Annotated in this window: 25 protein-coding genes; 15 read left to right on the forward strand and 10 right to left on the reverse strand. The window is 52.3% G+C overall.

What is annotated here, in order from left to right; all coding sequences use genetic code 11:
• Nucleotides 1-210: 210 nt before the first annotated feature.
• Nucleotides 211-1,053 (reverse strand): formyltetrahydrofolate deformylase, encoded by an 843-nt coding sequence (purU, locus tag ABLU67_RS21935; protein ID WP_004121732.1) that lies wholly within the window; start codon nt 1,051-1,053, stop codon nt 211-213.
• A gap of 42 nt (nt 1,054-1,095) precedes the next feature.
• A complete protein-coding gene (locus ABLU67_RS21940; RefSeq protein ID WP_014229741.1) occupies nt 1,096-1,554 on the reverse strand; it encodes a YchJ family protein in 459 nt (152 codons plus the stop codon).
• Nucleotides 1,555-1,666: 112 nt separating this feature from the next.
• Here ABLU67_RS21940 and rssA point away from each other — a divergent pair, with 112 nt between their 5' ends.
• The 3 genes from rssA to galU all read left to right on the forward strand — a co-directional run bounded on the left by rssA (nt 1,667) and on the right by galU (nt 4,769).
• Entirely contained in the window at nt 1,667-2,575 is a 909-nt protein-coding gene (rssA, locus tag ABLU67_RS21945; RefSeq protein WP_025108236.1) for a patatin-like phospholipase RssA, read from the forward strand.
• A gap of 80 nt (nt 2,576-2,655) precedes the next feature.
• Nucleotides 2,656-3,669, forward strand: coding sequence for a two-component system response regulator RssB (gene rssB / locus ABLU67_RS21950; RefSeq protein ID WP_025108235.1), 1,014 nt, complete (start codon nt 2,656-2,658; stop codon nt 3,667-3,669).
• Nucleotides 3,670-3,866: 197 nt separating this feature from the next.
• Nucleotides 3,867-4,769 (forward strand): UTP--glucose-1-phosphate uridylyltransferase GalU, encoded by a 903-nt coding sequence (gene galU / locus ABLU67_RS21955; protein ID WP_004851836.1) that lies wholly within the window; start codon nt 3,867-3,869, stop codon nt 4,767-4,769.
• Between the two features lie 134 nt (nt 4,770-4,903).
• On the opposite strand, the gene hns is transcribed toward galU, so the two are convergent.
• The gene (gene hns, locus ABLU67_RS21960) at nt 4,904-5,311 is read right to left on the reverse strand and encodes a histone-like nucleoid-structuring protein H-NS (RefSeq protein WP_004121719.1); all 408 of its coding nucleotides are present in this window, start codon (nt 5,309-5,311) and stop codon (nt 4,904-4,906) included.
• A gap of 557 nt (nt 5,312-5,868) precedes the next feature.
• On the opposite strand from hns, the gene tdk reads away from it, so the two are divergent.
• The gene (gene tdk, locus ABLU67_RS21965; protein ID WP_014229739.1) at nt 5,869-6,486 is read left to right on the forward strand and encodes a thymidine kinase; all 618 of its coding nucleotides are present in this window, start codon (nt 5,869-5,871) and stop codon (nt 6,484-6,486) included.
• Between the two features lie 177 nt (nt 6,487-6,663).
• Here the strand turns inward: tdk and adhE are convergent, their stop codons facing one another.
• A complete protein-coding gene (gene adhE / locus ABLU67_RS21970; protein ID WP_004132197.1) occupies nt 6,664-9,339 on the reverse strand; it encodes a bifunctional acetaldehyde-CoA/alcohol dehydrogenase in 2,676 nt (891 codons plus the stop codon).
• 480 nt (nt 9,340-9,819) lie between these two features.
• On the opposite strand from adhE, the gene ABLU67_RS21975 reads away from it, so the two are divergent.
• The 7 genes from ABLU67_RS21975 (at nt 9,820) to ABLU67_RS22005 (ending at nt 17,684) form a co-directional block, all read left to right on the forward strand.
• Nucleotides 9,820-10,467, forward strand: coding sequence for a YchE family NAAT transporter (locus ABLU67_RS21975; protein WP_004851832.1), 648 nt, complete (start codon nt 9,820-9,822; stop codon nt 10,465-10,467).
• A 745-nt stretch (nt 10,468-11,212) separates the two neighbouring features.
• Nucleotides 11,213-12,844 (forward strand): oligopeptide ABC transporter substrate-binding protein OppA, encoded by a 1,632-nt coding sequence (gene oppA / locus ABLU67_RS21980; protein ID WP_025108232.1) that lies wholly within the window; start codon nt 11,213-11,215, stop codon nt 12,842-12,844.
• An 88-nt stretch (nt 12,845-12,932) separates the two neighbouring features.
• Nucleotides 12,933-13,853: an oligopeptide ABC transporter permease OppB gene (oppB, locus tag ABLU67_RS21985; protein WP_004851825.1), complete on the forward strand. Its 921-nt coding sequence runs from the start codon at nt 12,933-12,935 to the stop codon at nt 13,851-13,853.
• Between the two features lie 14 nt (nt 13,854-13,867).
• The gene (gene oppC, locus ABLU67_RS21990) at nt 13,868-14,776 is read left to right on the forward strand and encodes an oligopeptide ABC transporter permease OppC (protein ID WP_004121697.1); all 909 of its coding nucleotides are present in this window, start codon (nt 13,868-13,870) and stop codon (nt 14,774-14,776) included.
• A gap of 11 nt (nt 14,777-14,787) precedes the next feature.
• A complete protein-coding gene (locus ABLU67_RS21995; RefSeq protein WP_004851823.1) occupies nt 14,788-15,801 on the forward strand; it encodes an ABC transporter ATP-binding protein in 1,014 nt (337 codons plus the stop codon).
• A complete protein-coding gene (oppF, locus tag ABLU67_RS22000; RefSeq protein WP_004851821.1) occupies nt 15,798-16,802 on the forward strand; it encodes a murein tripeptide/oligopeptide ABC transporter ATP-binding protein OppF in 1,005 nt (334 codons plus the stop codon). Before ABLU67_RS21995 ends, oppF begins: the two co-directional genes overlap by 4 nt.
• Before the next feature lie 45 nt (nt 16,803-16,847).
• Nucleotides 16,848-17,684 carry an ion transporter gene (locus tag ABLU67_RS22005; RefSeq protein ID WP_029946974.1) on the forward strand — a complete coding sequence of 279 codons (837 nt, stop codon included), beginning with the start codon at nt 16,848-16,850 and terminating at the stop codon, nt 17,682-17,684.
• Nucleotides 17,685-17,757: 73 nt separating this feature from the next.
• Here ABLU67_RS22005 and ABLU67_RS22010 read toward each other — a convergent pair whose 3' ends face one another.
• Nucleotides 17,758-18,087: an HI1450 family dsDNA-mimic protein gene (locus tag ABLU67_RS22010; RefSeq protein WP_048262496.1), complete on the reverse strand. Its 330-nt coding sequence runs from the start codon at nt 18,085-18,087 to the stop codon at nt 17,758-17,760.
• 34 nt (nt 18,088-18,121) lie between these two features.
• On the reverse strand, nt 18,122-19,582 hold the full coding sequence (cls, locus tag ABLU67_RS22015) for a cardiolipin synthase (RefSeq protein WP_009653730.1): 1,461 nt from the start codon (nt 19,580-19,582) through the stop codon (nt 18,122-18,124).
• Between the two features lie 143 nt (nt 19,583-19,725).
• On the opposite strand from cls, the gene ABLU67_RS22020 reads away from it, so the two are divergent.
• Both ABLU67_RS22020 and ABLU67_RS22025 read left to right on the forward strand, forming a co-directional pair.
• On the forward strand, nt 19,726-19,899 hold the full coding sequence (locus ABLU67_RS22020; protein WP_004851815.1) for a YciY family protein: 174 nt from the start codon (nt 19,726-19,728) through the stop codon (nt 19,897-19,899).
• Nucleotides 19,900-20,181: 282 nt separating this feature from the next.
• Entirely contained in the window at nt 20,182-21,282 is a 1,101-nt protein-coding gene (locus tag ABLU67_RS22025; protein WP_064358136.1) for an NADH:flavin oxidoreductase/NADH oxidase, read from the forward strand.
• Nucleotides 21,283-21,493: 211 nt separating this feature from the next.
• Here ABLU67_RS22025 and ABLU67_RS22030 read toward each other — a convergent pair whose 3' ends face one another.
• Nucleotides 21,494-21,790, reverse strand: a complete 297-nt coding sequence (locus tag ABLU67_RS22030) for a YciI family protein (protein WP_004103089.1) — start codon at nt 21,788-21,790, stop codon at nt 21,494-21,496.
• Between the two features lie 211 nt (nt 21,791-22,001).
• On the opposite strand from ABLU67_RS22030, the gene tonB reads away from it, so the two are divergent.
• Nucleotides 22,002-22,739, forward strand: a complete 738-nt coding sequence (tonB, locus tag ABLU67_RS22035; RefSeq protein ID WP_196096551.1) for a TonB system transport protein TonB — start codon at nt 22,002-22,004, stop codon at nt 22,737-22,739.
• 19 nt (nt 22,740-22,758) lie between these two features.
• Here tonB and ABLU67_RS22040 read toward each other — a convergent pair whose 3' ends face one another.
• The 3 genes from ABLU67_RS22040 to pfkB form a co-directional block, all read right to left on the reverse strand.
• Entirely contained in the window at nt 22,759-23,631 is an 873-nt protein-coding gene (locus ABLU67_RS22040; RefSeq protein ID WP_004851808.1) for a fructosamine kinase family protein, read from the reverse strand.
• A 106-nt stretch (nt 23,632-23,737) separates the two neighbouring features.
• Complete coding sequence (gene ghoS / locus ABLU67_RS22045; RefSeq protein WP_009653733.1) at nt 23,738-24,022, reverse strand: type V toxin-antitoxin system endoribonuclease antitoxin GhoS; 285 nt, start codon at nt 24,020-24,022, stop codon at nt 23,738-23,740.
• A 94-nt stretch (nt 24,023-24,116) separates the two neighbouring features.
• Nucleotides 24,117-25,046, reverse strand: a complete 930-nt coding sequence (pfkB, locus tag ABLU67_RS22050; protein WP_185220048.1) for a 6-phosphofructokinase II — start codon at nt 25,044-25,046, stop codon at nt 24,117-24,119.
• A 289-nt stretch (nt 25,047-25,335) separates the two neighbouring features.
• On the opposite strand from pfkB, the gene ABLU67_RS22055 reads away from it, so the two are divergent.
• Nucleotides 25,336-26,094 carry a YdiY family protein gene (locus ABLU67_RS22055; RefSeq protein WP_004851801.1) on the forward strand — a complete coding sequence of 253 codons (759 nt, stop codon included), beginning with the start codon at nt 25,336-25,338 and terminating at the stop codon, nt 26,092-26,094.
• Nucleotides 26,095-26,267: the final 173 nt, after the last annotated feature.

Below are 26,267 nucleotides of genomic sequence, written 5' to 3' on the forward strand. Positions count from 1 at the left end.
GTCGATGACGGCAGATTTACAGTCTGCTCCCTTTGGCCGCTCGGGAACCCCACCACGGGGTAATGCTATTTACTGGCCTGCTTCCTGCTGGAAGCGGGGCGCATCATATCAAATGAGACGCCCCTGTAAAGCATTCCTTTAGGGAAATGAAGCTGTTTGCCTGCTTTTTATCCGTAAAGGTGCAAAGCTAATCAATTCATTTCCCTGAGATTAAAGAATAATCGTCCGGTTACCGTAAACAAATACCCGCTGAGCAAGAACCTGATACAGCGCGCGGCTCAGAACGTTTTTTTCGACGTCGCGGCCAGCGCGCATCATATCTTCCGCGGTGTAGGTATGATCGACGTGAATGACGTCCTGCATAATGATTGGGCCTTCATCCAGATTATCGTTCACGTAGTGTGCGGTGGCGCCAATAATCTTCACCCCGCGGTCATAGGCCTGGTGATACGGACGCGCGCCGATAAAAGCCGGCAGGAATGAGTGATGAATATTAATAATTTTATTCGGGAAACGAGAGACAAACTCTGGGGTCAACACCCGCATGTATTTCGCCAGCACAACGTAATCCGGCTCAAGGGCGGCGATCGCGTCGCCCATCTGTTTATCATGCTCTTCGCGAGTTAAACCCTCATGGCTCACCAGCTGGAAGGGGATATCAAACCGTTCAACCAGCGAGCGCAGCGTTTCGTGATTGCCGATGACGGCGGCGATTTCTACGTCCAGGCCGCCGTAGTTAGCTTTCATCAGCAGATCGCCGAGGCAGTGCGCCTCTTTGGTGACCAGAATGACGACCCTGCGGCGCCCTGCTGGATTGAGTTCACGAATTGAACCTTCCGGCAGCGCGCTGTCGAGGTCTGCCAGCAGGATTGAATCATTGAAAATACCCTCGAGCTCGGTGCGCATAAAGAAGCGGCCGGTTCGGTGGTCAACAAACTCATTGTTCTGCACGATATTCAGTTCGTGCTTGTAGCAGATATTAGTGATACGCGCGATGAGGCCTTTCTGATCAGGGCAAATAGTGCGCAGTACTTTACGTTGTTGTGAATGCATCGCGGGGAAAATCCTGTAGTGTTTGCTATTTCTGCTGCTGGCTTACTGACCGCAGCATTTTTTAAATTTTTTACCTGAACCGCAAGGGCAGGGATCGTTACGACCGATTAGCGGTCGCGTGCCGTCAATATAATACCACTGTCCGTTTTCTTTTAAGAATCGGGATCGTTCAATAATGGCTCCGGAGCGGTTATCGTCAGCGTAACGAGCGATAAAGCTGACAAAGCCTTCATCCGGGTTCTTGCCCGTCTCGGCGGCAAAGACGGTGAGACCCTGCCACTGTGTGCGGGTAAAACCGTTTTCCAGGTCTGCGCGAAACTGCTGCGCTTGACAGGAGGGGTGCCAGGTTTTAATCAGATAGTCGGCGTCTTTCATAACAAACGCGCTATAGCGGGAGCGCATCAGCTGTGACGGATCTGGCGCCAGCTGCGCGCCAGCCAGATAAGGCTGACAACATGAGCTATACTCCAGAGCGCTGCCACAGGGGCATAATGGCGACAAAACGGCCTCCACAGGAAAAAGAAAGACGGCGCTACGCCGCCAAAGCGCATTATGTTAACTGAGGTATGGCGATGATGCCATGCCCGGAGGGGAAGGATATGTTTCGGTACTCATGAGAAAGCTTAAAATTGGCCTGGCGTTAGGGGCTGGCGCCGCTCGCGGGTGGTCGCATATCGGCGTGATTAATGCCTTACGGCGGACGGGTATCGACGTCGATGTTATCGCAGGGTGCTCCATTGGCTCGCTGGTCGGAGCGGCGTACGCCTGCAATCGGCTTCCGGCCCTGGAGAAATGGGTATGCTCCTTTAGTAACTGGGACGTACTGAAGTTAATGGATCTCTCCTGGCAACGGGGTGGCCTGCTGCGGGGGGAGCGCGTGTTTAGTCAATACCGCAAACTCATGCCCGTCAGCGAGATCGAGCGCTGCGAACGTCCGTTCGCGGCGGTCACAACGAATTTAAGCACCGGTCGTGAACTGTGGTTTACGGAAGGGGATCTGCATCTGGCGATCCGTGCGTCCTGCAGTATGCCGGGTTTGATGGCGCCGGTGATGCATAATGGCTACTGGCTGGTGGATGGCGCGGTGGTTAACCCCGTGCCGGTGTCTCTGGCTCGCGCCATGGGCGCGGATATCGTCATTGCCGTTGATTTGCAGCACGATGCGCATCTGATGCAGCAGGATTTGCTGTCAATGGAGGTGCCTCGTCCGGAGAGCGAGGAAGATTTTTCGTGGCATTCACGGCTGCGCACGCGCCTGGCGCGTATGACGTCACGTCGGGCGACGAGGGCGCCAACGGCGATGGAAATCATGTCGACGTCAATTCAGGTTCTGGAGAATCGCCTCAAGCGAAATCGTATGGCGGGCGACCCGCCTGATATCCTGATTCAGCCCTTTTGCCCGCAAATCTCCACGCTTGATTTCCACCGGGCCGGCGAAGCTATCGCCGCCGGACATCTGGCAGTGGAAAAGAAAATGGATGAACTATTACCTTTAGTGCGTACCCCCGTGGAGCGCATTTGATGCATACTTAAGTAAATTCTGACAGGCGGTAGCGTGAATATCATGCCACTATTAAATTATCGTCAGTCAGGGGAGAGATCATGACGCAGCCATTGGCGGGAAAACAGATTCTGATAGTTGAAGACGAACCCGTTTTCCGCTCTCTTATGCACACCTGGTTAGCTTCACTTGGTGCGACCATCGTACAGGCGGAAGATGGTATAGATGCACTGCAAAAAATGGCGGAGTCAAAACCTGATTTGATGATTTGCGATATCTCCATGCCGCGAATGAACGGCCTGCAGCTGGTAGAACATGTGCGTAACCAGGGCGAGCAGTTGCCGATTCTGATGATTTCAGCGACGGAAAACATGGCGGACATCGCCAAAGCGTTGCGCCTGGGCGTTCAGGATATCCTGCTCAAACCGGTTAAGGATTTCGATCGCCTGCGAGAAACCGTGTATGCCTGCCTCTATCCCAATATGTTTAATTCGCGTGTCGAAGAAGAAGAGCGCCTGTTTGAGGACTGGGATGCGCTGGTAAGCGATCCTAGCGCGGCGTCGAGGCTGCTTCAGGAGCTCCAGCCGCCGGTGCAGCAGGAGATGTCGCGTTGCCGTATTCACTATCGCCAGCTTGTCTCTGTCGATAAGCCAGGGCTCGTGCTCGATATTGCGCCGCTATCAGAAAACGATCTGGCGTTTTATTGTCTGGATGTCACACGAGCAGGTGATAATGGCGTTCTGGCGGCCCTATTGCTGCGCGCGCTGTTTAATGGGCTACTGCAGGAGCAGCTCGCTCATCAGGGGCAGCGTTTGCCGGAGATGGGCAGTCTGCTAAAACAGGTTAACCAATTGCTGCGGCAGGCAAACTTACCCGGGCAATTCCCATTATTGGTAGGGTATTACCACAGCGGCTTGAAGAATTTAATTTTAGTCTCCGCGGGTTTGAATGGCACCTTGAATACGGGAGAACATCAAATTCAGATTAGTAATGGCGTTCCGTTAGGCACTTTAGGTAATGCATACCTCAACCAAATTAGTCAACGCTGCGCATCATGGCAGTGCCAAATTTGGGGGGCTGGCGGACGTTTACGCCTGATGTTGACCACGGAGTGAACAATTGTGCTTATTTTTAGGCTCGTGGGATTACCACGCGATCTTTTGTGGTGGTACTATCGCCGGGTTTAATGCGTAAAATTCCTAATTCGAAGATATCTAATCCTTTTCGGAACAGCTTTGACTGAGCAGGCTGATATACTCGATACCATATTATTAACGAGAAGTTTAAAAAACGAACAGTCCAGGAGATTTCAATGGCTGCGCTTAATTCAAAAGTAAGAAAAGCTGTCATCCCGGTTGCGGGATTAGGCACCAGGATGTTGCCCGCTACTAAGGCTATTCCGAAAGAAATGCTGCCGCTGGTAGATAAGCCATTAATTCAATATGTTGTTAACGAATGTATTGCCGCCGGGATTACTGAAATTGTTCTGGTTACGCACTCTTCGAAAAACTCGATTGAAAACCATTTCGATACCAGTTTTGAACTGGAAGCGATGCTGGAAAAACGCGTAAAACGCCAGCTGCTGGAAGAAGTCCAATCTATTTGTCCGCCGCACGTGACTATTATGCAAGTCCGTCAGGGGCTGGCTAAAGGTCTGGGCCACGCTGTGCTTTGCGCGCACCCGGTAGTGGGTGATGAGCCGGTCGCGGTTATTTTACCGGACGTTATCCTTGATGAATATGAATCCGATCTGTCTCGCGACAACCTGGCCGAAATGATCGCTCGTTTCGATGAGACCGGCGCAAGCCAGATCATGGTTGAACCGGTTGCTGACGTTACCGCATACGGCGTTGTCGATTGCAAGGGCCTGGCCCTGCAGCCGGGTGAGAGCGTACCGATGGTTGGTGTCGTCGAGAAACCGAAAGCGGACGTAGCGCCTTCTAATCTGGCGGTTGTCGGTCGTTACGTGCTGAGCGCGGATATTTGGCCACTGCTGGCGAAAACCCCTCCGGGAGCCGGCGATGAGATTCAGCTGACCGACGCTATCGATATGCTGATCGAAAAAGAAACGGTAGAAGCCTATCATATGAAAGGCAAGAGCCACGACTGCGGTAATAAGCTGGGTTATATGCAGGCTTTTGTTGAATATGGCGTACGCCACAAGTCCCTGGGCGCTGAATTTAAAGCCTGGCTGGATAAAGCCGTAGCGAAGTAATCGTTCGCGGCAGAATGCGAAACCGGGAGCGAGATTCGTTTCCCGGTTTTTTTATGCCCGCCCGGAACCGGTCCCGAATAACGGATAAAAAAAATCCCGCCGCAGCGGGATTTTTAAACGAACAGGATGGCTTATTACAGCAGGAAATCGTCCAGGGATTTACCTTGCTCATCCATCGCTTTCTTGATCACTGCCGGAGTACGACCCTGACCAGTCCAGGTTTTAGTTTCGCCATTTTCGTCAACGTAGCTGTATTTAGCCGGACGTGCAGCGCGCTTGGTTTTAGTTCCCGCTTTAACTGCCGCCATGGTGCTCAGCAGTTCATTAGGATCAATACCGTCAGCGATCAGCATTTCACGGTATTGCTGCAGTTTACGAGTGCGTTCTTCAATTTCCGCAGCCGCAGCGCTTTCTTCTTCGCGACGTTCGTTAACGACAACTTCTAATTTTTCCAGCATTTCTTCGAGCGTTTCAAGGGTGCATTCTCTTGCCTGCGCACGAAGAGTACGGATGTTGTTCAAAATTTTAAGTGCTTCGCTCATTGTAGTAATCTCAAACTTATATTGTGGGGTGGTTTGTTGGACTAATAATAGAGCGATAAATTCAGATGTGCAATAGGGGAGAATGTAAGGAAGTCAAAATAACTTGTTATTTGTCTCGGGAATTAATTCATTTAACTTAAATTTTATGTGCGGGTTCACATCTTTTTCGCTTATAGGATGATGGAGAGGATAAGCTAAAACCCTGAGATAGTATGCTTTTTCCGATGCGCGGTGGGAAAAATTATACTTTGCATGGATAAATATCATTGTGGGTATTAGCGCAGCAGCGACGATGATGTTTAATATAAAACACTTGTCCAGGGTGGTTATAGCTATCCGAAAAATGGCAGATAAGCACAAAAGGGCAATAGTGGCGCCTGCGTGGCCGCCTGGGTCGTACGAATAGCAGGCATTACCATTCAATTAACAGGCTTAATCTTTCAGGTCTCCGCCGAGTGAGCGTTCCCGACAATACCCACACGGCGAGGGCTGATAGCGCGTGAATATATGATACAATTTTACTGCTAAAAAACACATTGATTGGGGTTACGCGGCCGATGGCACAACTTTATTTCTACTATTCAGCAATGAATGCAGGCAAGTCCACCGCTCTGTTGCAGTCATCATACAATTACCAGGAGCGAGGGATGCGCACGGTGGTTTATACGGCAGAGATTGATGACCGCTTTGGTTCCGGGAAAGTGAGTTCAAGGATCGGTCTCTCATCGCCGGCGCGGTTGTATAATACCCAAACTGCCTTATTTGCCGACATTGCAGACGAACATAAGCGTCAACCCATCCACTGCGTATTAGTTGATGAGAGCCAGTTCTTAACGCGGGAACAGGTGCGCGAGCTGTCTGAGGTGGTGGACCAGCTCGATATTCCCGTATTGTGCTATGGATTGCGGACAGATTTTCGCGGCGAACTATTTACGGGCAGTCAATATTTGCTCGCGTGGTCCGATAAGCTGGTTGAATTAAAAACTATCTGTTTCTGCGGCCGTAAGGCGAGTATGGTTTTGCGCCTCGATCAGGAAGGTAGGCCGTACAATGAGGGGGAACAGGTGGTGATTGGCGGCAATGAGCGCTATGTATCCGTATGCCGTAAACATTATAAAGAGGCGCTGAGCGAAGGCTCTCTGACCGCGGTGCAGAACAAACAGCGCAGCTGCTAATACCCACCCTTTAAATCGTCTCAGGCGCTTTTACAGCGCCTTTTTTCATTTACTAAGCCTTTGCACATGATTATACGTTTCGGCTGTCTGAGGCGTTTTGTCGGCTGCTGAACGACAGAGACAAAAAAGCCCCATCAAAAGATGGGGCTCAGCGTTACTGACTTTACGGCTGTGGAATTAAGCGGATTTTTTCGCTTTCTTCTCAGCTTTAGCCGGCGCGGCTTCTTTTTTCTCTTCCACGCCGCCTTCAACGTAATTACGTCCGTAGAAGGTATCCAGCAGAATCTGCTTCAGCTCGGCGATCAGCGGGTAGCGCGGGTTAGCGCCGGTGCACTGGTCGTCAAATGCGTCTTCAGACAGCTTGTCAACATGGGCCAGGAAGTCAGCTTCCTGCACGCCAGCTTCGCGGATAGACTTAGGAATACCCAGCTCAGCTTTGATTTCGTCCAACCAGCCAAGCAGTTTTTCGATTTTCGCTGCGGTGCGGTCACCCGGTGCAGTCAGACCCAGATGGTCCGCGATTTCAGCGTAGCGACGACGTGCCTGCGGGCGGTCGTACTGGCTGAATGCTGTCTGTTTAGTCGGGTTGTCGTTCGCGTTATAGCGAATAACGTTGCTGATCAGCAGGGCGTTCGCCAGACCGTGAGGAATGTGGAACTGAGAGCCCAGCTTGTGCGCCATTGAGTGACATACCCCGAGGAAGGCGTTCGCAAACGCGATACCGGCGATGGTCGCAGCACTGTGCACACGCTCACGCGCTACCGGGTTCTTAGAACCTTCGTGGTAGGACGCTGGCAGGTTTTCTTTCAGCAGTTTCAGAGCCTGCAGCGCCTGGCCGTCAGAGAACTCGGAAGCCAGTACGGAAACGTAAGCTTCCAGGGCATGAGTCACCGCATCCAGACCACCGAAAGCACACAGTGACTTCGGCATTTCCATGACCAGGTTGGCATCAACAATCGCCATATCCGGAGTCAGGGCATAGTCTGCCAGCGGGTATTTCTGACCGGTTGCGTCATCGGTAACAACGGCGAACGGCGTAACTTCAGAACCGGTACCGGAAGTCGTGGTGATGGCGACCATTTTGGCTTTCACGCCCATTTTCGGGAACTTGTAGATACGTTTACGGATATCCATAAAGCGCAGCGCCAGTTCTTCGAAGTGGGTTTCCGGGTGCTCGTACATAACCCACATGATTTTCGCCGCATCCATCGGGGAACCGCCGCCCAGCGCGATAATCACGTCTGGTTTGAACGAGTTCGCCAGCTCAGCGCCTTTACGGACGATGGTCAGCGTCGGGTCAGCTTCTACTTCAAAGAAAACTTCAGTTTCAACGCCAGCCGCTTTCAGCACAGAGGTGATCTGGTCAGCATAGCCGTTGTTGAACAGGAAGCGGTCGGTCACGATCAGCGCGCGTTTGTGACCATCAGTAATCACTTCATCCAGCGCGATTGGCAGTGAGCCACGACGGAAGTAGATAGATTTCGGAAGTTTGTGCCACAACATGTTTTCAGCTCGCTTAGCAACGGTTTTCTTGTTGATCAGGTGCTTAGGACCAACGTTTTCAGAGATGGAGTTACCACCCCATGAACCACAACCCAGAGTCAGGGAAGGTGCGAGTTTGAAGTTATACAGGTCACCGATACCACCCTGAGAAGCAGGGGTGTTGATCAGGATACGTGCGGTTTTCATCAGCTGACCGAAGTAAGCAACGCGTTCTGGCTGGTTGTCCTGGTCGGTATACAGGCAAGAGGTATGACCGATACCGCCCATTGCCACCAGTTTTTCAGCTTTATCAACCGCGTCTTCGAAGTTCTTCGCACGGTACATTGCCAGCGTCGGAGACAGTTTTTCGTGGGCAAATGGTTCGCTTTCATCAACGTCGGTGACTTCACCAATCAGAATTTTGGTGGAAACAGGGACGGTGAAGCCGGCCAGTTCAGCGATTTTATACGCCGGTTGACCTACGATCGCGGCGTTCAGGGCGCCGTTTTTCAGGATGATATTCTGAACAGCCTTCAGCTCCTGGCCCTGCAGCAGATAGCCGCCGTGGCTGGAGAAACGTTCGCGAACGGCATCGTATACGGAATCCACAACCACAACGGATTGCTCAGAAGCACAGATAACGCCGTTATCGAAGGTTTTAGACATCAGGACGGAAGCAACGGCACGCTTGATATCAGCCGTTTCATCGATAACAACAGGCGTGTTACCTGCGCCTACGCCGATGGCAGGTTTACCGGAGCTGTACGCCGCTTTAACCATGCCCGGACCGCCGGTCGCAAGGATCAGGTTGATATCCGGATGGTGCATCAGCGCATTTGACAGTTCAACGGAAGGCTGGTCAATCCAACCAATCAGATCTTTCGGCGCACCGGCTGCGATAGCTGCCTGCAGTACGATATCAGCCGCTTTGTTGGTCGCATCTTTAGCACGCGGATGCGGAGAGAAGATGATGGCGTTACGGGTCTTCAGGCTAATCAGAGATTTAAAGATAGCGGTTGAAGTTGGGTTAGTGGTCGGGACGATACCGCAGATAATACCAATCGGCTCAGCGATGGTGATGGTACCGAAGGTGTCATCTTCAGACAGGACGCCGCAGGTCTTTTCATCTTTATAGGCGTTATAAATGTATTCGGAAGCAAAGTGGTTTTTGATCACTTTATCTTCGACGATGCCCATGCCGGATTCGGCAACGGCCATCTTGGCGAGAGGGATTCGAGCATCTGCAGCGGCCAGAGCGGCGGCGCGGAAGATTTTGTCTACTTGTTCTTGAGTGAAACTGGCATATTCACGCTGGGCTTTTTTTACGCGCTCGACGAGTGCGTTAAGTTCAGCGACATTAGTAACAGCCATAATGCTCTCCTGATAATGTTAAACTTTTTTAGTGAATCAGTAGCTCGATTCGACAGTATAGACAGTGTGTTAACGGCTTGCATTTAAATGTTAACGTAAAGAATTTTGTGCTTCTGACTTCACCGATTGACTAAAAAAGCTTTTGTTTTTTCTTTCAGGTACCGCTGCTTTGCCTCCTCTTCTGGGTGTAAACAAGGTTACTCACTTCTGAGTACAATTTATGTGATCTAAATCAATAATCAGCCAAGCTGATACCTTTCAGCAGTTCATTTTTTGACCTGTTCGATCAAGTGTAATGATACGGTATGCTAATTAAAGACTTAAATAGCATTGCAGAAACAAATAACTAACATCCGAGCTTAAATTATGCACTTATGCGTCAACAGGGATGAATTATGCTTTCAAACAGCGTATCTTCTCGCGGATATTTTATGCTGGTAACTGTCAACAGCCATTTTTAATGATGCTGCGGAGCACCCTGTGATTCAATCATTGTTTGATTTTTCAGCCTACTTTAAATTTTTCATTGGGCTATTTGCGCTGGTAAACCCGGTTGGCATTATCCCGGTTTTTATCAGTATGACCAGCTACCAGACGGCGGCGGTGCGTAATAAAACCAATCTGACAGCCAACCTGTCGGTCGCCATCATCTTGCTCACGTCGCTGTTTTTAGGCGATGCGATCCTCCAGATCTTCGGTATTTCCATTGACTCCTTCCGTATTGCGGGTGGGATTCTGGTGGTCACCATCGCCATGTCGATGATCAGCGGCAAGCTCGGCGAGGATAAACAGAACAAGCAAGAAAAATCAGAAACGGCCATTCGTGAAAGTATCGGCGTCGTGCCGCTGGCGCTGCCCCTGATGGCGGGACCCGGGGCCATCAGTTCAACCATTGTCTGGGGCACGCGTTACCATAGCATCGCCCATTTTGTGGGATTTTCAGTTGCGATTGCGCTTTTCGCGCTGTGCTGCTGGGGCATTTTCCGTATGGCCCCCTGGCTGGTTCGCCTGCTTGGGCAAACCGGCATTAACGTGATTACCCGTATTATGGGGCTGTTGCTGATGGCTCTCGGCATCGAGTTCATCGTTACCGGAATAAAGGCGCTCTTTCCTGGCCTTGTGAATTAACCTGTGTTGCCGCGCGGAACAACGTGTTCCGCGTTTGCGCATTATCAGCAAAACATATCAATAAAAGTGATTTATCGACCTGCAATACTATTTTCTAATGTTTTGATATTGTTATTTATTATCAATAAGTTATCCATTTCATTTGCCACGAGTGCGGCCTTTTACCCACATTAATCACTGTTATTTTCCTCACACCATTCTCTGGTGCTTGCCGTCTGATAATCGAAATGATATTAGTAATTTCACTCATGAAGCAGATGAATGTGCTAAATAATAAGCGATTGTTAATTTTTCGTACAAAAAAGCATCTATTCGGCGATGCAGGGCACATAGTGCGAGACATTTATACTAATTGATTGATAAATAGAATATTAATCATTTTTGGCATGCGCGAGGGGTGATAAATATTCGCCGCCAGAAGGCCACAAAAGAGAATCCGGTAACATATTTGCAAATTGCATTGGCGGACAATAAAGCGTTTTGGTACTTTCCGGCGTGATCTTTAGCGGAATATGTACGCAAATGAGAATTTTTATTATATAGCCCATCGGGACTACATCGCCCCCGGACAGGGGGGCAAGAATCGACGTCAAGACTGCCGTTTGAGCGGTCGTAATAAATAAGTCGGTGATAGCAAGCAGTACTCTCTGACAGCAGCATAAACTCCTGCACTGTTCAGAATCCAGAAAAGAGAAAACAGGCTGGTTAAATAGCCAGTAATTATAATGATTGGAGTAACAAACACATGACCATCATCACGAAAAAAAGCCTGGTTGCCGCAGGAGTCCTCTCTGCGTTAATGACCATCAACGCCGCCGTTGCGGCAGATGTACCGGCAGGGGTACAGCTGGCGGACAAACAAACGCTGGTACGTAACAATGGCTCCGAAGTGCAGTCTCTCGATCCGCACAAAATTGAAGGCGTGCCGGAGTCCAATATTAACCGCGATTTGTTTGAAGGGCTGCTGGTGAGCGACCTGGACGGCCATCCGGTCGCGGGCGTTGCGGAAAAATGGGACAACAAAGATTTTAAAGTCTGGACCTTCCATCTGCGTAAAGATGCAAAGTGGTCCGACGGCACGCCGGTCACGGCACAAGATTTCGTTTATAGCTGGCAGCGTCTGGCGGATCCGAAAACCGCGTCTCCTTATGCAAGCTATCTGCAGTATGGCCATTTAGCCAACGTTGATGACATTATCGCCGGGAAAAAACCCGCGACCGATCTGGGCGTAAAAGCGCTGGACGATCATACCTTTGAAGTGACCCTCAGCGAGCCGGTGCCGTATTTCTACAAACTGCTCGTTCACCCATCCGTTTCACCCGTACCTAAATCCGCTATTGAGAAATTTGGTGACAAATGGACCCAGCCGGCCAATATCGTCAGCAATGGTGCGTATAAATTAAAAGATTGGGTTGTTAACGAACGCATTGTTCTGGAGCGTAATACCAACTACTGGGATAACGCCAAAACCGTGATTAATCAGGTCACCTTCCTGCCGATTTCTTCTGAAGTCACCGACGTCAACCGCTACCGCAGCGGCGAAATCGATATGACCTATAACAACATGCCGATCGAACTGTTCCAGAAACTGAAAAAAGAGATCCCGAAAGAAGTTCACGTCGATCCGTATCTGTGCACTTATTATTACGAAATCAATAACCAGAAAGCGCCATTTACCGACGTTCGCGTGCGTACTGCGCTGAAGATGGCGCTGGATCGCGACATTATTGTCAATAAAGTGAAGAATCAGGGCGACCTGCCAGCCTACAGCTATACGCCGCCGTACACCGATGGCATGAAGCTGATTGAGCCTGAATGGTTCAAGTGGTCGCAGGAAAAACGTAATGAAGAAGCGAAAAAATTGCTGACCGAAGCTGGCTATAGCGCTGATAAGCCGCTGACTTTCAATCTGCTCTATAACACGTCCGATCTGCACAAAAAACTGGCTATCGCGGTGGCGTCTATCTGGAAGAAAAACCTCGGCGTAAACGTGAAGCTGGAAAATCAGGAATGGAAAACCTTCCTCGATAATCGCCATCAGGGCACCTTTGATGTTGCGCGCGCCGGCTGGTGTGCGGACTACAACGAACCGACCTCCTTCCTTAATACGATGCTGAGCGACAGCTCAAACAATACCTCGCATTATAAGAGCCCGGCTTTCGACAAGATTATCGCTGAAACGCTGAAAACCAGCGATGACGCGAAACGCGCGGACCTTTACGCGCAATCTGAGCAGCAGCTGGATAAAGACTCCGTCATCGTACCGGTCTTCTATTATGTCAACGCCCGTTTGGTTAAACCGTGGGTCGGTGGCTATACCGGCAAAGATCCGCTGGATAATACGTATACAAGAAATATGTACATTGTGAAGCACTAATGGCAATACGTGGGGCAGGCGTTACCGCTTGCCTCACGGTGTCTTATTTCATCGCACTATTGAAGGCACACGCCAGAAGGTACGGGCAATGTTAAAATTTATCTTACGTCGCTGTCTGGAAGCGATTCCGACGCTATTTATTCTTATTACTATCTCTTTCTTCATGATGCGTCTTGCGCCCGGAAGCCCCTTTACCGGTGAACGCACGCTGCCGCCAGAAGTCATGGCGAATATTGAAGCAAAATACCATTTAAATGACCCCATCATGACCCAGTACTTCAATTATCTGAAGCAGCTGGCGCACGGTGATTTCGGTCCTTCCTTTAAATATAAAGATTACTCGGTCAACGATCTGGTGGCGTCCAGCTTCCCGGTGTCCGCCAAATTAGGCTTCGCCGCGTTTTTTCTCGCGGTGGTGCTTGGCGTGAGTGCCGGGGTGATTGCGGCATTGAAGCAAAATACGAAATGGGACTTTGCCGTAATGGGGGTGGCAATGACCGGGGTTGTGATACCGAGTTTCGTGGTCGCGCCCTTACTGGTCATGATATTTGCCATTACGCTGCACTGGCTGCCGGGCGGCGGATGGAACGGCGGGGCGCTGCAATATATGATTTTGCCTATGGTGGCTCTGTCCCTGGCCTATATCGCCAGTATCGCGCGTATTACCCGCGGCTCGATGATCGAAGTGCTGCACTCTAACTTCATTCGCACCGCCCGGGCAAAAGGCTTACCGATGCGCCGCATTATTCTGCGTCACGCGTTAAAGCCCGCGCTGCTGCCGGTGCTCTCCTATATGGGACCCGCGTTTGTCGGCATTATTACCGGCTCGATGGTCATTGAAACCATTTATGGCCTGCCGGGAATTGGTCAACTGTTCGTCAACGGCGCGCTGAACCGCGACTACTCGCTGGTACTTAGTCTGACCATTCTGGTTGGCGCATTGACCATTCTTTTTAATGCGATTGTTGACGTGCTGTATGCCGTTATCGATCCGAAGATCCGTTACTAACGCTGGGGTTCGCCATGATGTTAAGTAAGAAAAACAACGAGGCGCTGGAAAACTTCAGTGAAAAGCTGGAAGTCGAGGGGCGCAGCCTCTGGCAGGACGCCCGCCGCCGCTTTATGCATAACCGTGCTGCGGTTGCCAGCCTGATTGTGCTGGTGATCATTGCGCTCTTTGTCACCATCGCGCCGATGGTATCGCAGTTTTCCTATTACGATACCGACTGGGGCATGATGTCCAGCGCCCCGGATATGGAGTCCGGACACTACTTTGGGACCGACTCTTCGGGTCGCGACCTGCTGGTGCGGGTGGCGATCGGCGGACGTATCTCGCTGATGGTCGGCGTGGCTGCAGCGCTGGTGGCGGTGATTCTGGGGACGCTTTACGGGTCGCTTTCCGGCTATCTGGGCGGCAAGGTGGATTCAGTGATGATGCGCCTGCTGGAAATCCTCAACTCCTTTCCGTTTATGTTCTTCGTCATCCTGCTGGTGACCTTCTTTGGCCAGAATATCCTGCTGATTTTCGTTGCCATTGGGATGGTCTCCTGGCTGGATATGGCGCGTATCGTTCGCGGTCAGACCCTAAGCCTGAAGCGAAAAGAGTTTATTGAAGCCGCGCAGGTCGGCGGCGTTTCAACCGGCAATATCGTTATCCGCCATATCGTGCCTAACGTGCTTGGCGTGGTCGTGGTGTACGCCTCCCTGCTGGTCCCGAGCATGATTCTGTTTGAATCCTTCTTAAGCTTCCTCGGCCTGGGTACCCAGGAGCCGTTAAGTAGCTGGGGCGCGCTGCTCAGCGATGGCGCGAACTCAATGGAAGTGTCGCCGTGGCTGCTGCTGTTTCCTGCCGGTTTTCTGGTGGTAACGCTGTTTTGTTTTAACTTTATCGGCGATGGCCTGCGTGATGCCCTCGACCCGAAAGACCGCTAAGGAGCGCCGACATGAGTACGATGGAAACGGCGAAAGCGCCGCAGGCAGCACAACAATCCGGATTGCTTCTGGATGTGAAAGATCTCCGCGTCACCTTTGCGACTCCCGATGGTGATGTGACTGCGGTCAACGATCTCAATTTTAATCTACGGGCCGGGGAAACCTTAGGCATCGTAGGCGAGTCCGGTTCCGGTAAGTCGCAAACCGCTTTTGCGCTGATGGGCCTGCTGGCCGCCAACGGCCGTATTGGGGGGTCAGCGACCTTTAACGGGAAGCAGATCCTTAACCTCCCGGAGCGCGAGCTGAATAAGCTGCGCGCCGAGCAGATCTCAATGATTTTTCAGGACCCGATGACGTCGCTTAATCCGTATATGCGGGTAGGCGAACAGCTGATGGAAGTCCTGATGCTGCATAAAGCGCTGAGCAAAGCCGAAGCCTTTGAAGAGTCGGTGAAAATGCTGGATGCGGTCAAAATGCCCGAGGCGCGCAAACGGATGAAAATGTATCCGCACGAGTTTTCCGGCGGGATGCGCCAGCGCGTCATGATTGCGATGGCGCTGCTGTGCCGGCCTAAGCTGCTGATTGCCGATGAGCCGACAACGGCGCTGGACGTAACCGTGCAGGCGCAAATAATGACATTGCTTAATGAGCTCAAGCGCGAGTTCAATACGGCGATCATTATGATTACCCACGATCTCGGCGTCGTCGCCGGGATCTGCGATAAGGTGCTGGTGATGTACGCCGGACGCACGATGGAATATGGTCAGGCGCGCGACGTCTTCTACCATCCCTCTCATCCTTATTCTATTGGCCTGCTCAATGCGGTCCCGCGCCTGGACGCAGAAGGCGACGCCCTGTTAACGATTCCGGGCAACCCGCCGAACCTGCTGCGTCTGCCGAAAGGCTGTCCATTCCAGCCGCGTTGCCCGCACGCGATGGAGATTTGCAACAGCGCTCCGCCTCTGGAGGAGTTTGCGCCGGGCCGCCTGCGCGCCTGCTTTCAACCGGTGGGGGATTTGCTATGAACGCCGTAACGGAACAAAGAAAAGTCCTGCTCGAAATCGCCGATCTGAAAGTACACTTTGATATTAAAGACGGCAAACAGTGGTTCTGGCAGCCGTCGAAAACGCTGAAAGCGGTAGATGGCGTAACGCTGCGTCTGTATGAAGGGGAAACGCTGGGCGTGGTCGGGGAGTCCGGATGCGGAAAATCGACCTTCGCGCGCGCCATCATCGGTCTGGTGAAGGCCACCGACGGTAAAGTCGCCTGGTTAGGTAGAGATTTGCTGGGGATGAAGGCCGACGAGTGGCGCGACGTACGCAGCGATATTCAGATGATCTTTCAGGATCCGCTGGCGTCGCTAAACCCGCGCATGACTATCGGGGAAATCATCGCCGAGCCGCTGCGCACCTATCATCCCAAAATGCCGCGCCAGGAAGTTCGCGATCGCGTTAAGGCGATGATGATGAAAGTGGGGCTGCTGCCGAACCTGATTAACCGCTATCCGCATGAATTCTCCGGCGGCCAGTGCCAGCGTATCGGTATCGCCCGCGCGCTAATTCTTGAACCGAAGCTCATTATCTGCGATGAGCCGGTGTCAGCGCTGGACGTGTCGATTCAGGCGCAGGTAGTGAATCTGCTGCAGCAGCTGCAGCGGGAAATGGGACTGTCGCTGATTTTTATCGCCCACGATCTGGCGGTCGTGAAGCATATCTCCGATCGCGTGCTGGTGATGTATCTTGGCCATGCCGTGGAGCTCGGCACCTATGATGAGGTGTATCATAATCCGCTGCATCCCTATACCAAAGCGCTGATGTCGGCGGTGCCGGTTCCGGACCCTGATAAGGAAAAGAATAAAACGATCCAGCTTCTGGAGGGGGAATTGCCATCGCCGATTAACCCGCCGTCGGGATGCGTATTCCGCACCAGATGCCCGATTGCCGGGCCGGAATGCGCTAAGACGCGACCGGTGCTGGAGGGCAGTTTCCGCCATGCGGTTTCCTGCCTGAAGGTGGACCCGTTATAATCTCAGGGGCTGACGTTAGTCAGCCCTTTTTTTAGCGAGGTTAACGTGGCTTTTCATATTCATGCCGCTCGTCTGCGGCTGTATCATTTACTCTTCGATCAAAACCGACGATCCGGTCGGCATTTCGAGGGACTTTGCGGCGTATTTGCCCTGCTTAGCGTGCTGGTGATATTTATCGAGTCCGGGCTCGGAACGCAATATCATCTGACCTTAGACGAATGGCATATTTTCGTCTGGCTCGAACTTGTCGTGACGGCGGTTTTTACCTTTGAGTATTTTCTGCGCATTATCAGCTGGCCGAATCCGCTAAAGTATATTTTCAGCTTCTGGGGCATTATTGACCTGGCCACCATTTTACCGCTTTACGTTATGTGGCTATGGCCCGAGATCAGTATTGAGTATGTGTTTGCCTGGCGGGCCATGCGCGCTATTCGCGCGTTGCGTATCCTTAAGCTGCTGCGCTTTATGCCGTCGTTGAATATTTTCTGGGCTGCTATCGTCAGCGCTCGCCACCAGCTGATCCTGTTCTATTCTTTTATTGCCATCGTAATGGTGATCTTTGGCTCCCTGATGTATCTGGTTGAGGGGCCGCGATACGGTTTCACTACGCTGAACGCGTCGGTTTACTGGGCGATAGTGACGATAACCACGGTAGGGTATGGCGATATTACGCCGCATACGCCGCTGGGGCGAATTTTGGCCTCCATTCTTATCTTGATTGGCTACTCGATTATTGCGATCCCCACCGGCTTAATTACCAGCCATATGACCACCGCATTTCAGAATCGCCGGACTCAGCGCCAGTGTCCGCATTGTCAGCATAACGTTCATGAAAAAGACGCTCGCTACTGCAACGCTTGCGGCAGCGAACTGCCTGAATAACTAAAAAAGCCTGCCCTGGTTAACTCAGGCAGGCTTCTTCTTTTATATATAAGCTATTTGCTTAAGAAAGAGCTTATTCGCGCCACAGGATATGACAGAGCTTGTGGTCTTTATCACGGCACAGCAGCACGCGCGCAAAAATATCGTTAATTTCGCCGCCATCTTCATCGGCCAGACCAATGACCACTTCAGCAAAGAAGTCAGGGTTGAGGTCAAAATCGACGTGCTCTTCCCAGTCAGGCGCCGGATCGAAGAGCTCGGCGCCGCCGCGTTCTTCAAACTGCAGGTTGAACAGAATGACATCCGCCGGATCGAGGTTGTCGACGGCCAGTTCGAGGAAAATGTCGTAAGCCTGTTCAAGCGTTTCGTCTTCGGTCAGGCGATTGTTTAAATCCATATCCATGATTGCTACCCATTAAACATCTGATTGGCACGTTTTACAGCAACGGACTGAAGAAGTAAAACAGTCGCTCGGCGATCCGCTGCCACAGCGGACGTTTTAACCACAGCCTGGCGTCCAGCAGGCGCGAGCGGGAGATGTAATCGTCCTGCACCGCGGCCAGATCGCTGCCAAATCCGGCATCGTCAATCACCAGCGTAATCTCGAAGTTGAGCCACAGGCTGCGCATATCGAGGTTAACGGTGCCCACAAGGCTAAGTTCGCCGTCAACCAGCACGCTCTTAGTATGCAGCAGACCGCCTTCAAACTGATAAATCTTCACCCCGGCAGCCAGCAGCTCGGTAAAGAAGGCGCGACTGGCCCAGCCCACCAGCAGCGAATCGTTTTTGCGCGGCAGGATGATGCTGACATCGACGCCGCGCTGGGCGGCGGTACAGATGGCATGCAAAAGGTCGTCGCTGGGCACAAAGTAGGGGGTCGTCATGATCAAATGCTCTTTGGCCGCGTAGGCGGCAGTTAGCAGAGCCTGATGGATCAAATCTTCCGGAAAACCCGGACCCGAGGCGATAGTGTGAATTGTGTGCCCGCTGGCCTCTTCGAACGGCATAATATTCGCGTCCGGCGGCGGCGGTAAAATACGTTTGCCGGTTTCAATCTCCCAGTCGCAGGAGTAGACAATGCCCATCGCTGTCGCTACCGGACCTTCCATTCGCGCCATCAGATCGATCCACTGGCCAACGCCGGAGTCCTGCTTAAAGAAACGCGGGTCGACCAGGTTCATACTGCCGGTATAGGCAATATAGTTATCGATCATGACCATTTTACGATGCTGACGCAGGTCCATACGGCGCAAAAAGACGCGCATCAGGTTGACCTTCAGGGCTTCGACGACTTCAATGCCGGCATTACGCATCATGGCGGCCCAGGGGCTACGGAAAAACGCCACGCTCCCGGCGGAGTCGAGCATCAGCCGGCAGTGTACGCCGCGCCTTGCCGCCGCCATCAATGACTCGGCGACCTGATCGGCCATGCCGCCGGGCTGCCAGATATAGAACACCATCTCAATATTGTGACGAGCGAGCTGGATATCGCGGATGAGCGCCTGCATGACGTCATCGGATTCGGTGAGCAGCTGGAGCTGATTGCCTTTGACGCCGCCAATGCCCTGCCGACGTTCGCAGAGCTTGAACAAGGATTCCGCGACCGGACTATTCTCCTCGGCAAAGATATGCTTGCAGGCTTTGAGGTCCTTTAACCACTTGGCCGTTGAGGGCCACATGGCCCGCGCGCGTTCGGCGCGGCGTTTACCCAGATGCAGTTCGCCAAAAGAGAGATAGGCGATAATGCCCACCAGGGGAAGAATATAAATGACAAGCAGCCATGCCATCGCTGACGGGACCGCGCGCCTTTTCATTAATATCCGTAATGTTACACCGGCGATAAGTAGCCAGTAACCGAGTATAACCAGCCAGTTCACCACCGTGTAAAAGGTTGTCATAGATGAAAAATCCTTTTGAATGACTTGATGACATGAGTTTACGCATCATCATCCATCTGGCAAATAAAAACGCAGCGAAAGCGTTGGTTAGCCAGATTCATCGGTCTATAATGCAGGCTGTTTTTACTTGTAGAGTAGTTGCAATGAAGCGTAGTAGAACGGAAGTAGGGCGCTGGCGCATGCTTCGGCAGGTGAGTCGCCGTAAAGCACGCTGGCTGGAAGGCCAGTCGCGTCGTAATATGCGCATCCTCTCCATCAGAAAGGAGCTGGTTAAACGGCAACGTCACTCTCTGCTGTTCACCTTCTCTGAATGTTGAGAGTCGAAACAAAAGGCACCGCTCGCGGTGCCTCTGTTTTATCAGCGTTTCGTTCTTAGCATACATTCTTAGACTGTCATCTCTCTTTCTTCTGCCGGCGAAACCCGGTTTCTCACAGGCTCCTGCGTTATTGTTTGCATCAGCAGCGGCGGGCAGGAAGTCGCATCGCGCCATACCTCATAAGACTGGCCCAACGCGTATAAACGCAAAAAACGGGAAGTGCCATGCATCAACACATGCTACTTATAATGTCCGTAAGGCTTCTATTATTGAGAGGTATCTATGAGTCAACTTTTTAGTCCGGTGCGAATCGGTAAGCTGGAACTTGAGAACCGTATTGTCATTGCGCCAATGTGCCAGTACTCCGCCGACAATGGCATGGCCACGGCATGGCATCGTATCCATCTTGGACAACTGGCTTTTTCCGGTGCGGGCTTACTGATTATCGAAGCCAGCGCTGTAGAGCCCGCCGGACGCATTACCCCGGCTGATCTGGGCTTATGGAATGACGAAACGGAAGCCGCATTACGCACTGTGCTGAACGATATCCGCCAATACGCTTCAATCCCCATCGGTATCCAGCTGGGCCATGCCGGACGAAAAGCCTCTTCCGCAGCCCCCTGGCTGGGGGGATACCAGCTGGCGCATGATTCTGGCGGATGGGACACGGTTGCGCCATCAGCGCTGGCCTATGGTGAAGGTGAACGACCTCCGGTTGAACTTACTCAGGACCACATGAAACGCATCAAGCAGTCATTCGTAGACAGCGCCAGACGCGCTGAGCGGATGGGTATTGAATTGATTGAACTGCATGCCGCGCATGGTTACCTGTTGCACCAGTTCCTTTCACCGCTCAGTAACCAGCGTACCGACGAATACGGCGGCTCGCTGGAGAACCGTTTGCGTTTTCCGCTCGAGATATTCCGGGCCATCCGTGAGGCCGTCAGTCAGGACATCGCGGTGGGCGTCCGACTTTCAGCAACAGACTGGGTGGATGGCGGCTGGGATAACGCACAATCGATTATCTTCAGCCAGCAGCTTGAGGCGCTTGGCTGCGACTATATTCATGTTTCCAGCGGCGGGCTGTCGCCTCATCAGGCGATTCAGGTGGGGCCCGGCTATCAGCTGCCGTTCGCGCGTGAAATCCGCGAGAAGGTGAATATCCCGGTGATCGGTGTGGGTCTGGTGACGGAAGCGCAGCAGGCGGAAGAGGCGCTACAAAATGGCGACGCCGACCTCATCGCCATTGCCCGCGCCGTGCTCTACAATCCGCACTGGCCATGGCATGCCGCGGCAGCCCTGGGCGCTCAGGTGAGCGTTCCGCCGCAGTATCTTCGCTCAGAACCGCATGGTCTTAAGGGAACGCTGAAGTCCAACAGGTAATTAACCATAGAAAGTCGGCGGTGCTGATGCACTGCCGGCAAATGGCTATCATCAGGGCGCGTCCTAAAGAGAACGGAATGCAGAACCGGGGAAGTGGAGAGACATAAGGATGGCGACCATTCCGTACTCGCGTACTTAGAAACGTCCTCTAATGAACGATCGCCATAGATTAAATTTTAACCGCGTTCTTATTGCTTAAGCATTTTATATGCTAAAAAACCTTTTTATACGGTTTCACCGAGACTTTCTGATAAACCCCTGCGGCGATATAGGGATCGTCATTGGCCCATGATTGCGCCGCTTCCAGCGATTCAAATTCCGCAATGACCGTTGAGCCGGTGAAGCCCGCCGCGCCGGGTTCATTACTGTCTACGGCAGGCATTGGGCCGGCGGTCAGTAAACGACCTTCATCATGTAATAATTGCAAACGCGCCAGATGGGCGGGACGTACCGATGTCCGTTTTTCCAGAGAGTCGGCGATATCTTCAGCGTAGATAACGTAAAGCACGGCATGGCTCCTTATCAATAAATTGGCGAATCACGTTAAGTGAAACCGTCGTTGACTGCAATGCAAAGATGATCACGATCCCCAGAATGCCACGTCCCGGGGGCTTTTTGTCAGAAAACAGGGCAAATTTTGATACAAGCCAACAACCCTAGTTGAATATGATTGCTATTTGCATTTAAAATCGGGGCATCATTTTTCAACAGAAACGACTATGAGCGCAATGACCTTTGATTTACCTCGCCGCTTTCCGTGGCCTACGCTACTGTCTGTGGTTATCCACGGCGGTGTTATCGCGGGGTTGCTCTATACTTCGGTACATCAGGTTATTGAACGGCCGGCACCCTCACAGCCCATTGAAATCACTATGGTGGCCCCGGCAGATCTGGAACCGCCTCAGGCGGCTCAGCCGGTCGTTGAGCCCGTTGTTGAACCGGAGCCAGAACCGGAACCGGAAGTGATGCCTGAACCGCCAAAAGAGGCGCCGGTTGTTATCCATAAACCAAAGCCAAAACCGAAGCCAAAGCCTAAACCGAAGCCGGAAAAAAAGGTCGAACAACCGAAGCGTGATGTAAAACCGGCGGAAACGCGCCCGGCCTCGCCGTTTGAAAATACAAATACGGCGCCGGCGCGCACCGCGCCGAGCACCTCAGCCGCGACCGCTAAACCCACCGTGACGGCGCCTTCCGGGCCGCGGGCGCTAAGCCGCGGAGAGCCGAGCTATCCGGCTCGTGCCCAGGCGCTGCGTATTGAAGGAAACGTGCGGGTTAAGTTTGACGTCACGCCGGACGGGCGCGTGGACAACGTGCAGATCCTCTCCGCCCAGCCTGCCAATATGTTTGAGCGTGAAGTGAAAAACGCTTTACGTAAATGGCGCTATGAACCGGGTAAACCGGGAACCGGCATTACCATGACCATTCAGTTCCGTCTGAAAGGCGTACAAATTAGCTAATCCTCAAAAACAAGGCCCCTTAAGGGGCCTTATCCATGAACACCTCATCAAGCGCTTTCTGCGCCGTCACCAGATGCTGTCCGCCAAACAGAATCGCCCGATTCAGCAGCGTATAGAGCTGGTAGATGGGCTGCCGCTCGAGAAAGCCGGACGGCAGAGGTGATACGGACTGATAGCCGTCATAGATTTGCGGCGGCTGTTCCGGATGCAGCGGGAGCATTGCCAAATCGCATTCACGATCGCCCCAGTAGCAGGCGGGGTCGAAAATATAGGGCCCGTTTGGCCCGAGTGCGCAGTTACCGGACCATAAGTCACCGTGAAGCAGCGACGGCTGCGGCTGATGACTGCTCAGCCGTTGCTGAACAATATCAACAAGATGATCGATATCACCAAAATGCAGGCCTTTCTCGGCGGCGAGTTCCAGCTGCCAGCCGATGCGCTGTTCGGCAAAGAAAGTTGACCAGCGACGCTGCCAGGCGTTCGGCTGGGGGGTGGTGGAGAGGTCGTTGTCAAAATCCAGACCAAACTGAGGTTGGTCGCTCCACTGATGTAAATGGGCAATTTGCTGGCCTAACAGGAAAGCGTTGTGCGCATCCAGCGGGCGAGGAGGGAGGTATTCCATCACCAGAAAGCTGTAATCTCGATCGCTGCCCACGGCAAAAACCTGCGGTACGTTCACCGTTTTACTGCGCGACAGTAGTTCAAGCTGGTCTGCCTCGGCCGTGAAGATGGGTAACAGCTCGCGTTCGTCGCATTTTACGAAGTAATCTCGCCCGCCATAGCGTAAATGCCAGGCAGCGTGTATCTCTCCACCGGGTAGTTCGTTTCGCAGTTCGATTTCAGCTGCTTCGGTATGCAAATCGCGTAACAAATTGCTGATAGCTTGCCACATGCCGTCTCTCCCCATGTTTTCCAACATTTCATAAGGTTAGCGCATAAACCCGGCGTAAAACTCGAACTGACGCACAACTGGACGTTTTCCGTTGCGTCAATCGCACTTATTGAGCTTTTAACCACTCGCTGAATGTGACCACGGTGACGTCGACGGGTCTTCCCAGCGCGGTTTCGGCTAAACCTGCGCTTAAGGCGTTGACTTCCTCGGCATTCTGCATAGAAAGCAGGCCGAAGGTGTTGGTGCCGAGCTCGTGGACGTTCCCTTCATCATCGTTTAAGACGAGGGTAAATCCGGCGCGGGTGAGGTGATTACTGAGTTCGTTAATTTCGGTTAACGTCTCTTCGTGAAAACGAACCGTGACGACCCAGGCAATAATTTCGCTACTCATTTTTCACCCCGTTGTTATCCATGGCATTTTTAGCATAGACCATCATGCTGATTTGGCGACTCCCTCTGTCTTCCCAGAGGGAGCGAAAGCGTTATCAACCGCGCAGATAGGTGTAGATTTTTTGCGTATTATCCAGCGAGCAAAGGCGGGTGCCCTGATTGATGGTTGCCGCACTACCCGCCGCAACGCCAAAGCGAACCATATCTTCAAGCGAGGCGTTTTCCGCCAGCCTTAAGGTCATTGCGCCGACCATACTGTCACCGGCGCCGACGGTGCTCTGGCTTTTCATCGGCGGCGGTACTACCTGAACGCTACCCTGGGCATCAACGCCGAGCGCACCCTGGGCGCCGAGGGAGACGACGACACGCTGGACTTTGCCCGACCGAATGAGCTCCTGCGCCGCAAGACGCACATCATCCGGCTGGCTCAGATCCCGCTGTACCAGAGCGCTAAGCTCTTTCTGGTTCGGCTTAACCAGCTCGATATTACCGACATCAAGCGCTGCGGCGAGCGCGTCACCGGAACTATCAACAATACAGCGCAATCCATGCTGCTGAGCGTTTTTGACCAGCTGCGTCAGATTATCGACGCTGATGCCGGGCGGGAGACTTCCGCTAATCACCAGCAGGGAACCCGGGGCGATGGCGAGGACTTTTTCCTCAAGGAGCAGGAGCTCCTCCTTAGTTAACGCTGCGCCCGGCATCACGAAACGATATTGCTCGCCGCTGGCGTTCACATGCACGTGAAGATTCTGCCGCGTCCAGTCATGGGTCTCTACCGTATCGACGGGAACATGTTCATCCGTCAGCAGCGCCGTCAGGTGTTCGCCTGTCGCCCCGCCGACGGGAAAGATGGCTGTGGCGCTGCCGCCAAGAAAAGTGATGGCTCGCGCAACGTTAATTCCGCCGCCGCCAGGTTCAAACACGGGAGCGCTACAGCGCAGTTTGCCTTCCGGGTAAATTTGCGGGGTCTGGGTTGCGCTATCGAGCGAGGGGGCTAACGTGAGCGTATAGATTTTGGTCATCCAGTTTCCTCCATAATACGAATTTAGCTGCTCTGGTTTTAAGCATGGCACTTAAAGGAGGGAAGGGGAAGCGACGCGCCACTTATACAACGCAACCTCTTTTTATCTTTATGAAATAAAAATTGTTTTGAGAAGCGTCTTATACAAAAAATGAAAGAGTAATTGATTGCTAAGTTAATCGTGCTTTTTTATAATTTACTCCCTTTCTTAGGACCGGCTATCCGCGATCCTCGCGAAAGCTCCCGGGACCCTCCAGGTCTCCTTATAGGTTGTACGGACTTAAAATTAAATGAAGCTTTTGAAGACAGTACCCGCAGCGGCGTTGCTCGCGGGAGGGCTTTTTGCGTCTGCGTGCGCAATGGCCGATGATTCCGTTTTTACTGTCATGGATGACCCATCTTCTGCTAAAAAACCTTTCGAAGGTACTGTTAACGCCGGTTATCTGGCGCAGTCCGGCAATACGAAAAGTTCCTCAATGACCGCCGACTCCACGTTGACCTGGTATGGCAATACCACCGCATGGTCGCTGTGGGGGAATGCCAGCAATACGTCGTCAAACGATCAGCGCTCTTCGGAAAGGTACGCGGTGGGGGGACGTAGTCGTTACAACCTGACTGACCAGAACTATATATTTGGCCAGGCCAGCTGGCTGACGGATCGTTACAATGGTTATCAGCAGCGGGATGTGTTTACCGCAGGTTATGGTCGACAGATTATGAACGGACCGGTACACAGCCTGCGTTTTGAATTTGGTCCTGGCGTACGCTACGACGAGTATACCGACGGCGATACTGATACTCAGCCGTTGGGCTATGCTTCCGGCACTTACGCCTGGCAGATGACCGATAACGCCAAATTTACGCAAGGTGTTTCGGTATTCGGCGCTGAAGATACGACGCTGAACTCCGAAAGCGCGCTGAACGTTGCCATTAATGCTCACTTTGCTCTCAAGGTCGCCTATAACCTGACGTGGAACTCTGAGCCGCCGTCATCGGCGCCGGAACACACCGATCGCCGTACCACGCTATCGCTCGGTTATAAAATGTAATATTTCAGGCCAGATATTCTGGCCTGATTGTTTTAAATTTGGCAATAAGTGGCATTATTATTTTTGGTCTCTCGTTTTGTTTTTTATAAAAAGAAATCGTCTTCATAATTTCCCCACAATTGCTATTTTGCTGGCAAATATGCAGTTAATTTGACACGAAAAGATAAATATTG

The sequence above is a fragment of the Klebsiella sp. GN_Kp190 genome (assembly GCF_040061795.1).
GTDB lineage: Bacteria > Pseudomonadota > Gammaproteobacteria > Enterobacterales > Enterobacteriaceae > Klebsiella > Klebsiella michiganensis.

Bases quoted from the DNA above. Each gene is read 5' to 3' on its own strand.
- purU (WP_004121732.1), bottom strand. From the start codon at position 1,053: ATGCATTCACAACAACGTAAAGTACTGCGCACTATTTGCCCTGATCAG.
- rssA (WP_025108236.1), top strand. From the start codon at position 1,667: ATGAGAAAGCTTAAAATTGGCCTGGCGTTAGGGGCTGGCGCCGCTCGC.
- rssB (WP_025108235.1), top strand. From the start codon at position 2,656: ATGACGCAGCCATTGGCGGGAAAACAGATTCTGATAGTTGAAGACGAA.
- galU (WP_004851836.1), top strand. From the start codon at position 3,867: ATGGCTGCGCTTAATTCAAAAGTAAGAAAAGCTGTCATCCCGGTTGCG.
- hns (WP_004121719.1), bottom strand. From the start codon at position 5,311: ATGAGCGAAGCACTTAAAATTTTGAACAACATCCGTACTCTTCGTGCG.
- tdk (WP_014229739.1), top strand. From the start codon at position 5,869: ATGGCACAACTTTATTTCTACTATTCAGCAATGAATGCAGGCAAGTCC.
- adhE (WP_004132197.1), bottom strand. From the start codon at position 9,339: ATGGCTGTTACTAATGTCGCTGAACTTAACGCACTCGTCGAGCGCGTA.
- oppA (WP_025108232.1), top strand. From the start codon at position 11,213: ATGACCATCATCACGAAAAAAAGCCTGGTTGCCGCAGGAGTCCTCTCT.
- oppB (WP_004851825.1), top strand. From the start codon at position 12,933: ATGTTAAAATTTATCTTACGTCGCTGTCTGGAAGCGATTCCGACGCTA.
- oppC (WP_004121697.1), top strand. From the start codon at position 13,868: ATGATGTTAAGTAAGAAAAACAACGAGGCGCTGGAAAACTTCAGTGAA.
- ABLU67_RS21995 (WP_004851823.1), top strand. From the start codon at position 14,788: ATGAGTACGATGGAAACGGCGAAAGCGCCGCAGGCAGCACAACAATCC.
- oppF (WP_004851821.1), top strand. From the start codon at position 15,798: ATGAACGCCGTAACGGAACAAAGAAAAGTCCTGCTCGAAATCGCCGAT.
- ABLU67_RS22010 (WP_048262496.1), bottom strand. From the start codon at position 18,087: ATGGATATGGATTTAAACAATCGCCTGACCGAAGACGAAACGCTTGAA.
- cls (WP_009653730.1), bottom strand. From the start codon at position 19,582: ATGACAACCTTTTACACGGTGGTGAACTGGCTGGTTATACTCGGTTAC.
- ABLU67_RS22020 (WP_004851815.1), top strand. From the start codon at position 19,726: ATGAAGCGTAGTAGAACGGAAGTAGGGCGCTGGCGCATGCTTCGGCAG.
- ABLU67_RS22025 (WP_064358136.1), top strand. From the start codon at position 20,182: ATGAGTCAACTTTTTAGTCCGGTGCGAATCGGTAAGCTGGAACTTGAG.
- tonB (WP_196096551.1), top strand. From the start codon at position 22,002: ATGAGCGCAATGACCTTTGATTTACCTCGCCGCTTTCCGTGGCCTACG.
- ABLU67_RS22040 (WP_004851808.1), bottom strand. From the start codon at position 23,631: ATGTGGCAAGCTATCAGCAATTTGTTACGCGATTTGCATACCGAAGCA.
- ghoS (WP_009653733.1), bottom strand. From the start codon at position 24,022: ATGAGTAGCGAAATTATTGCCTGGGTCGTCACGGTTCGTTTTCACGAA.
- pfkB (WP_185220048.1), bottom strand. From the start codon at position 25,046: ATGACCAAAATCTATACGCTCACGTTAGCCCCCTCGCTCGATAGCGCA.
- ABLU67_RS22055 (WP_004851801.1), top strand. From the start codon at position 25,336: ATGAAGCTTTTGAAGACAGTACCCGCAGCGGCGTTGCTCGCGGGAGGG.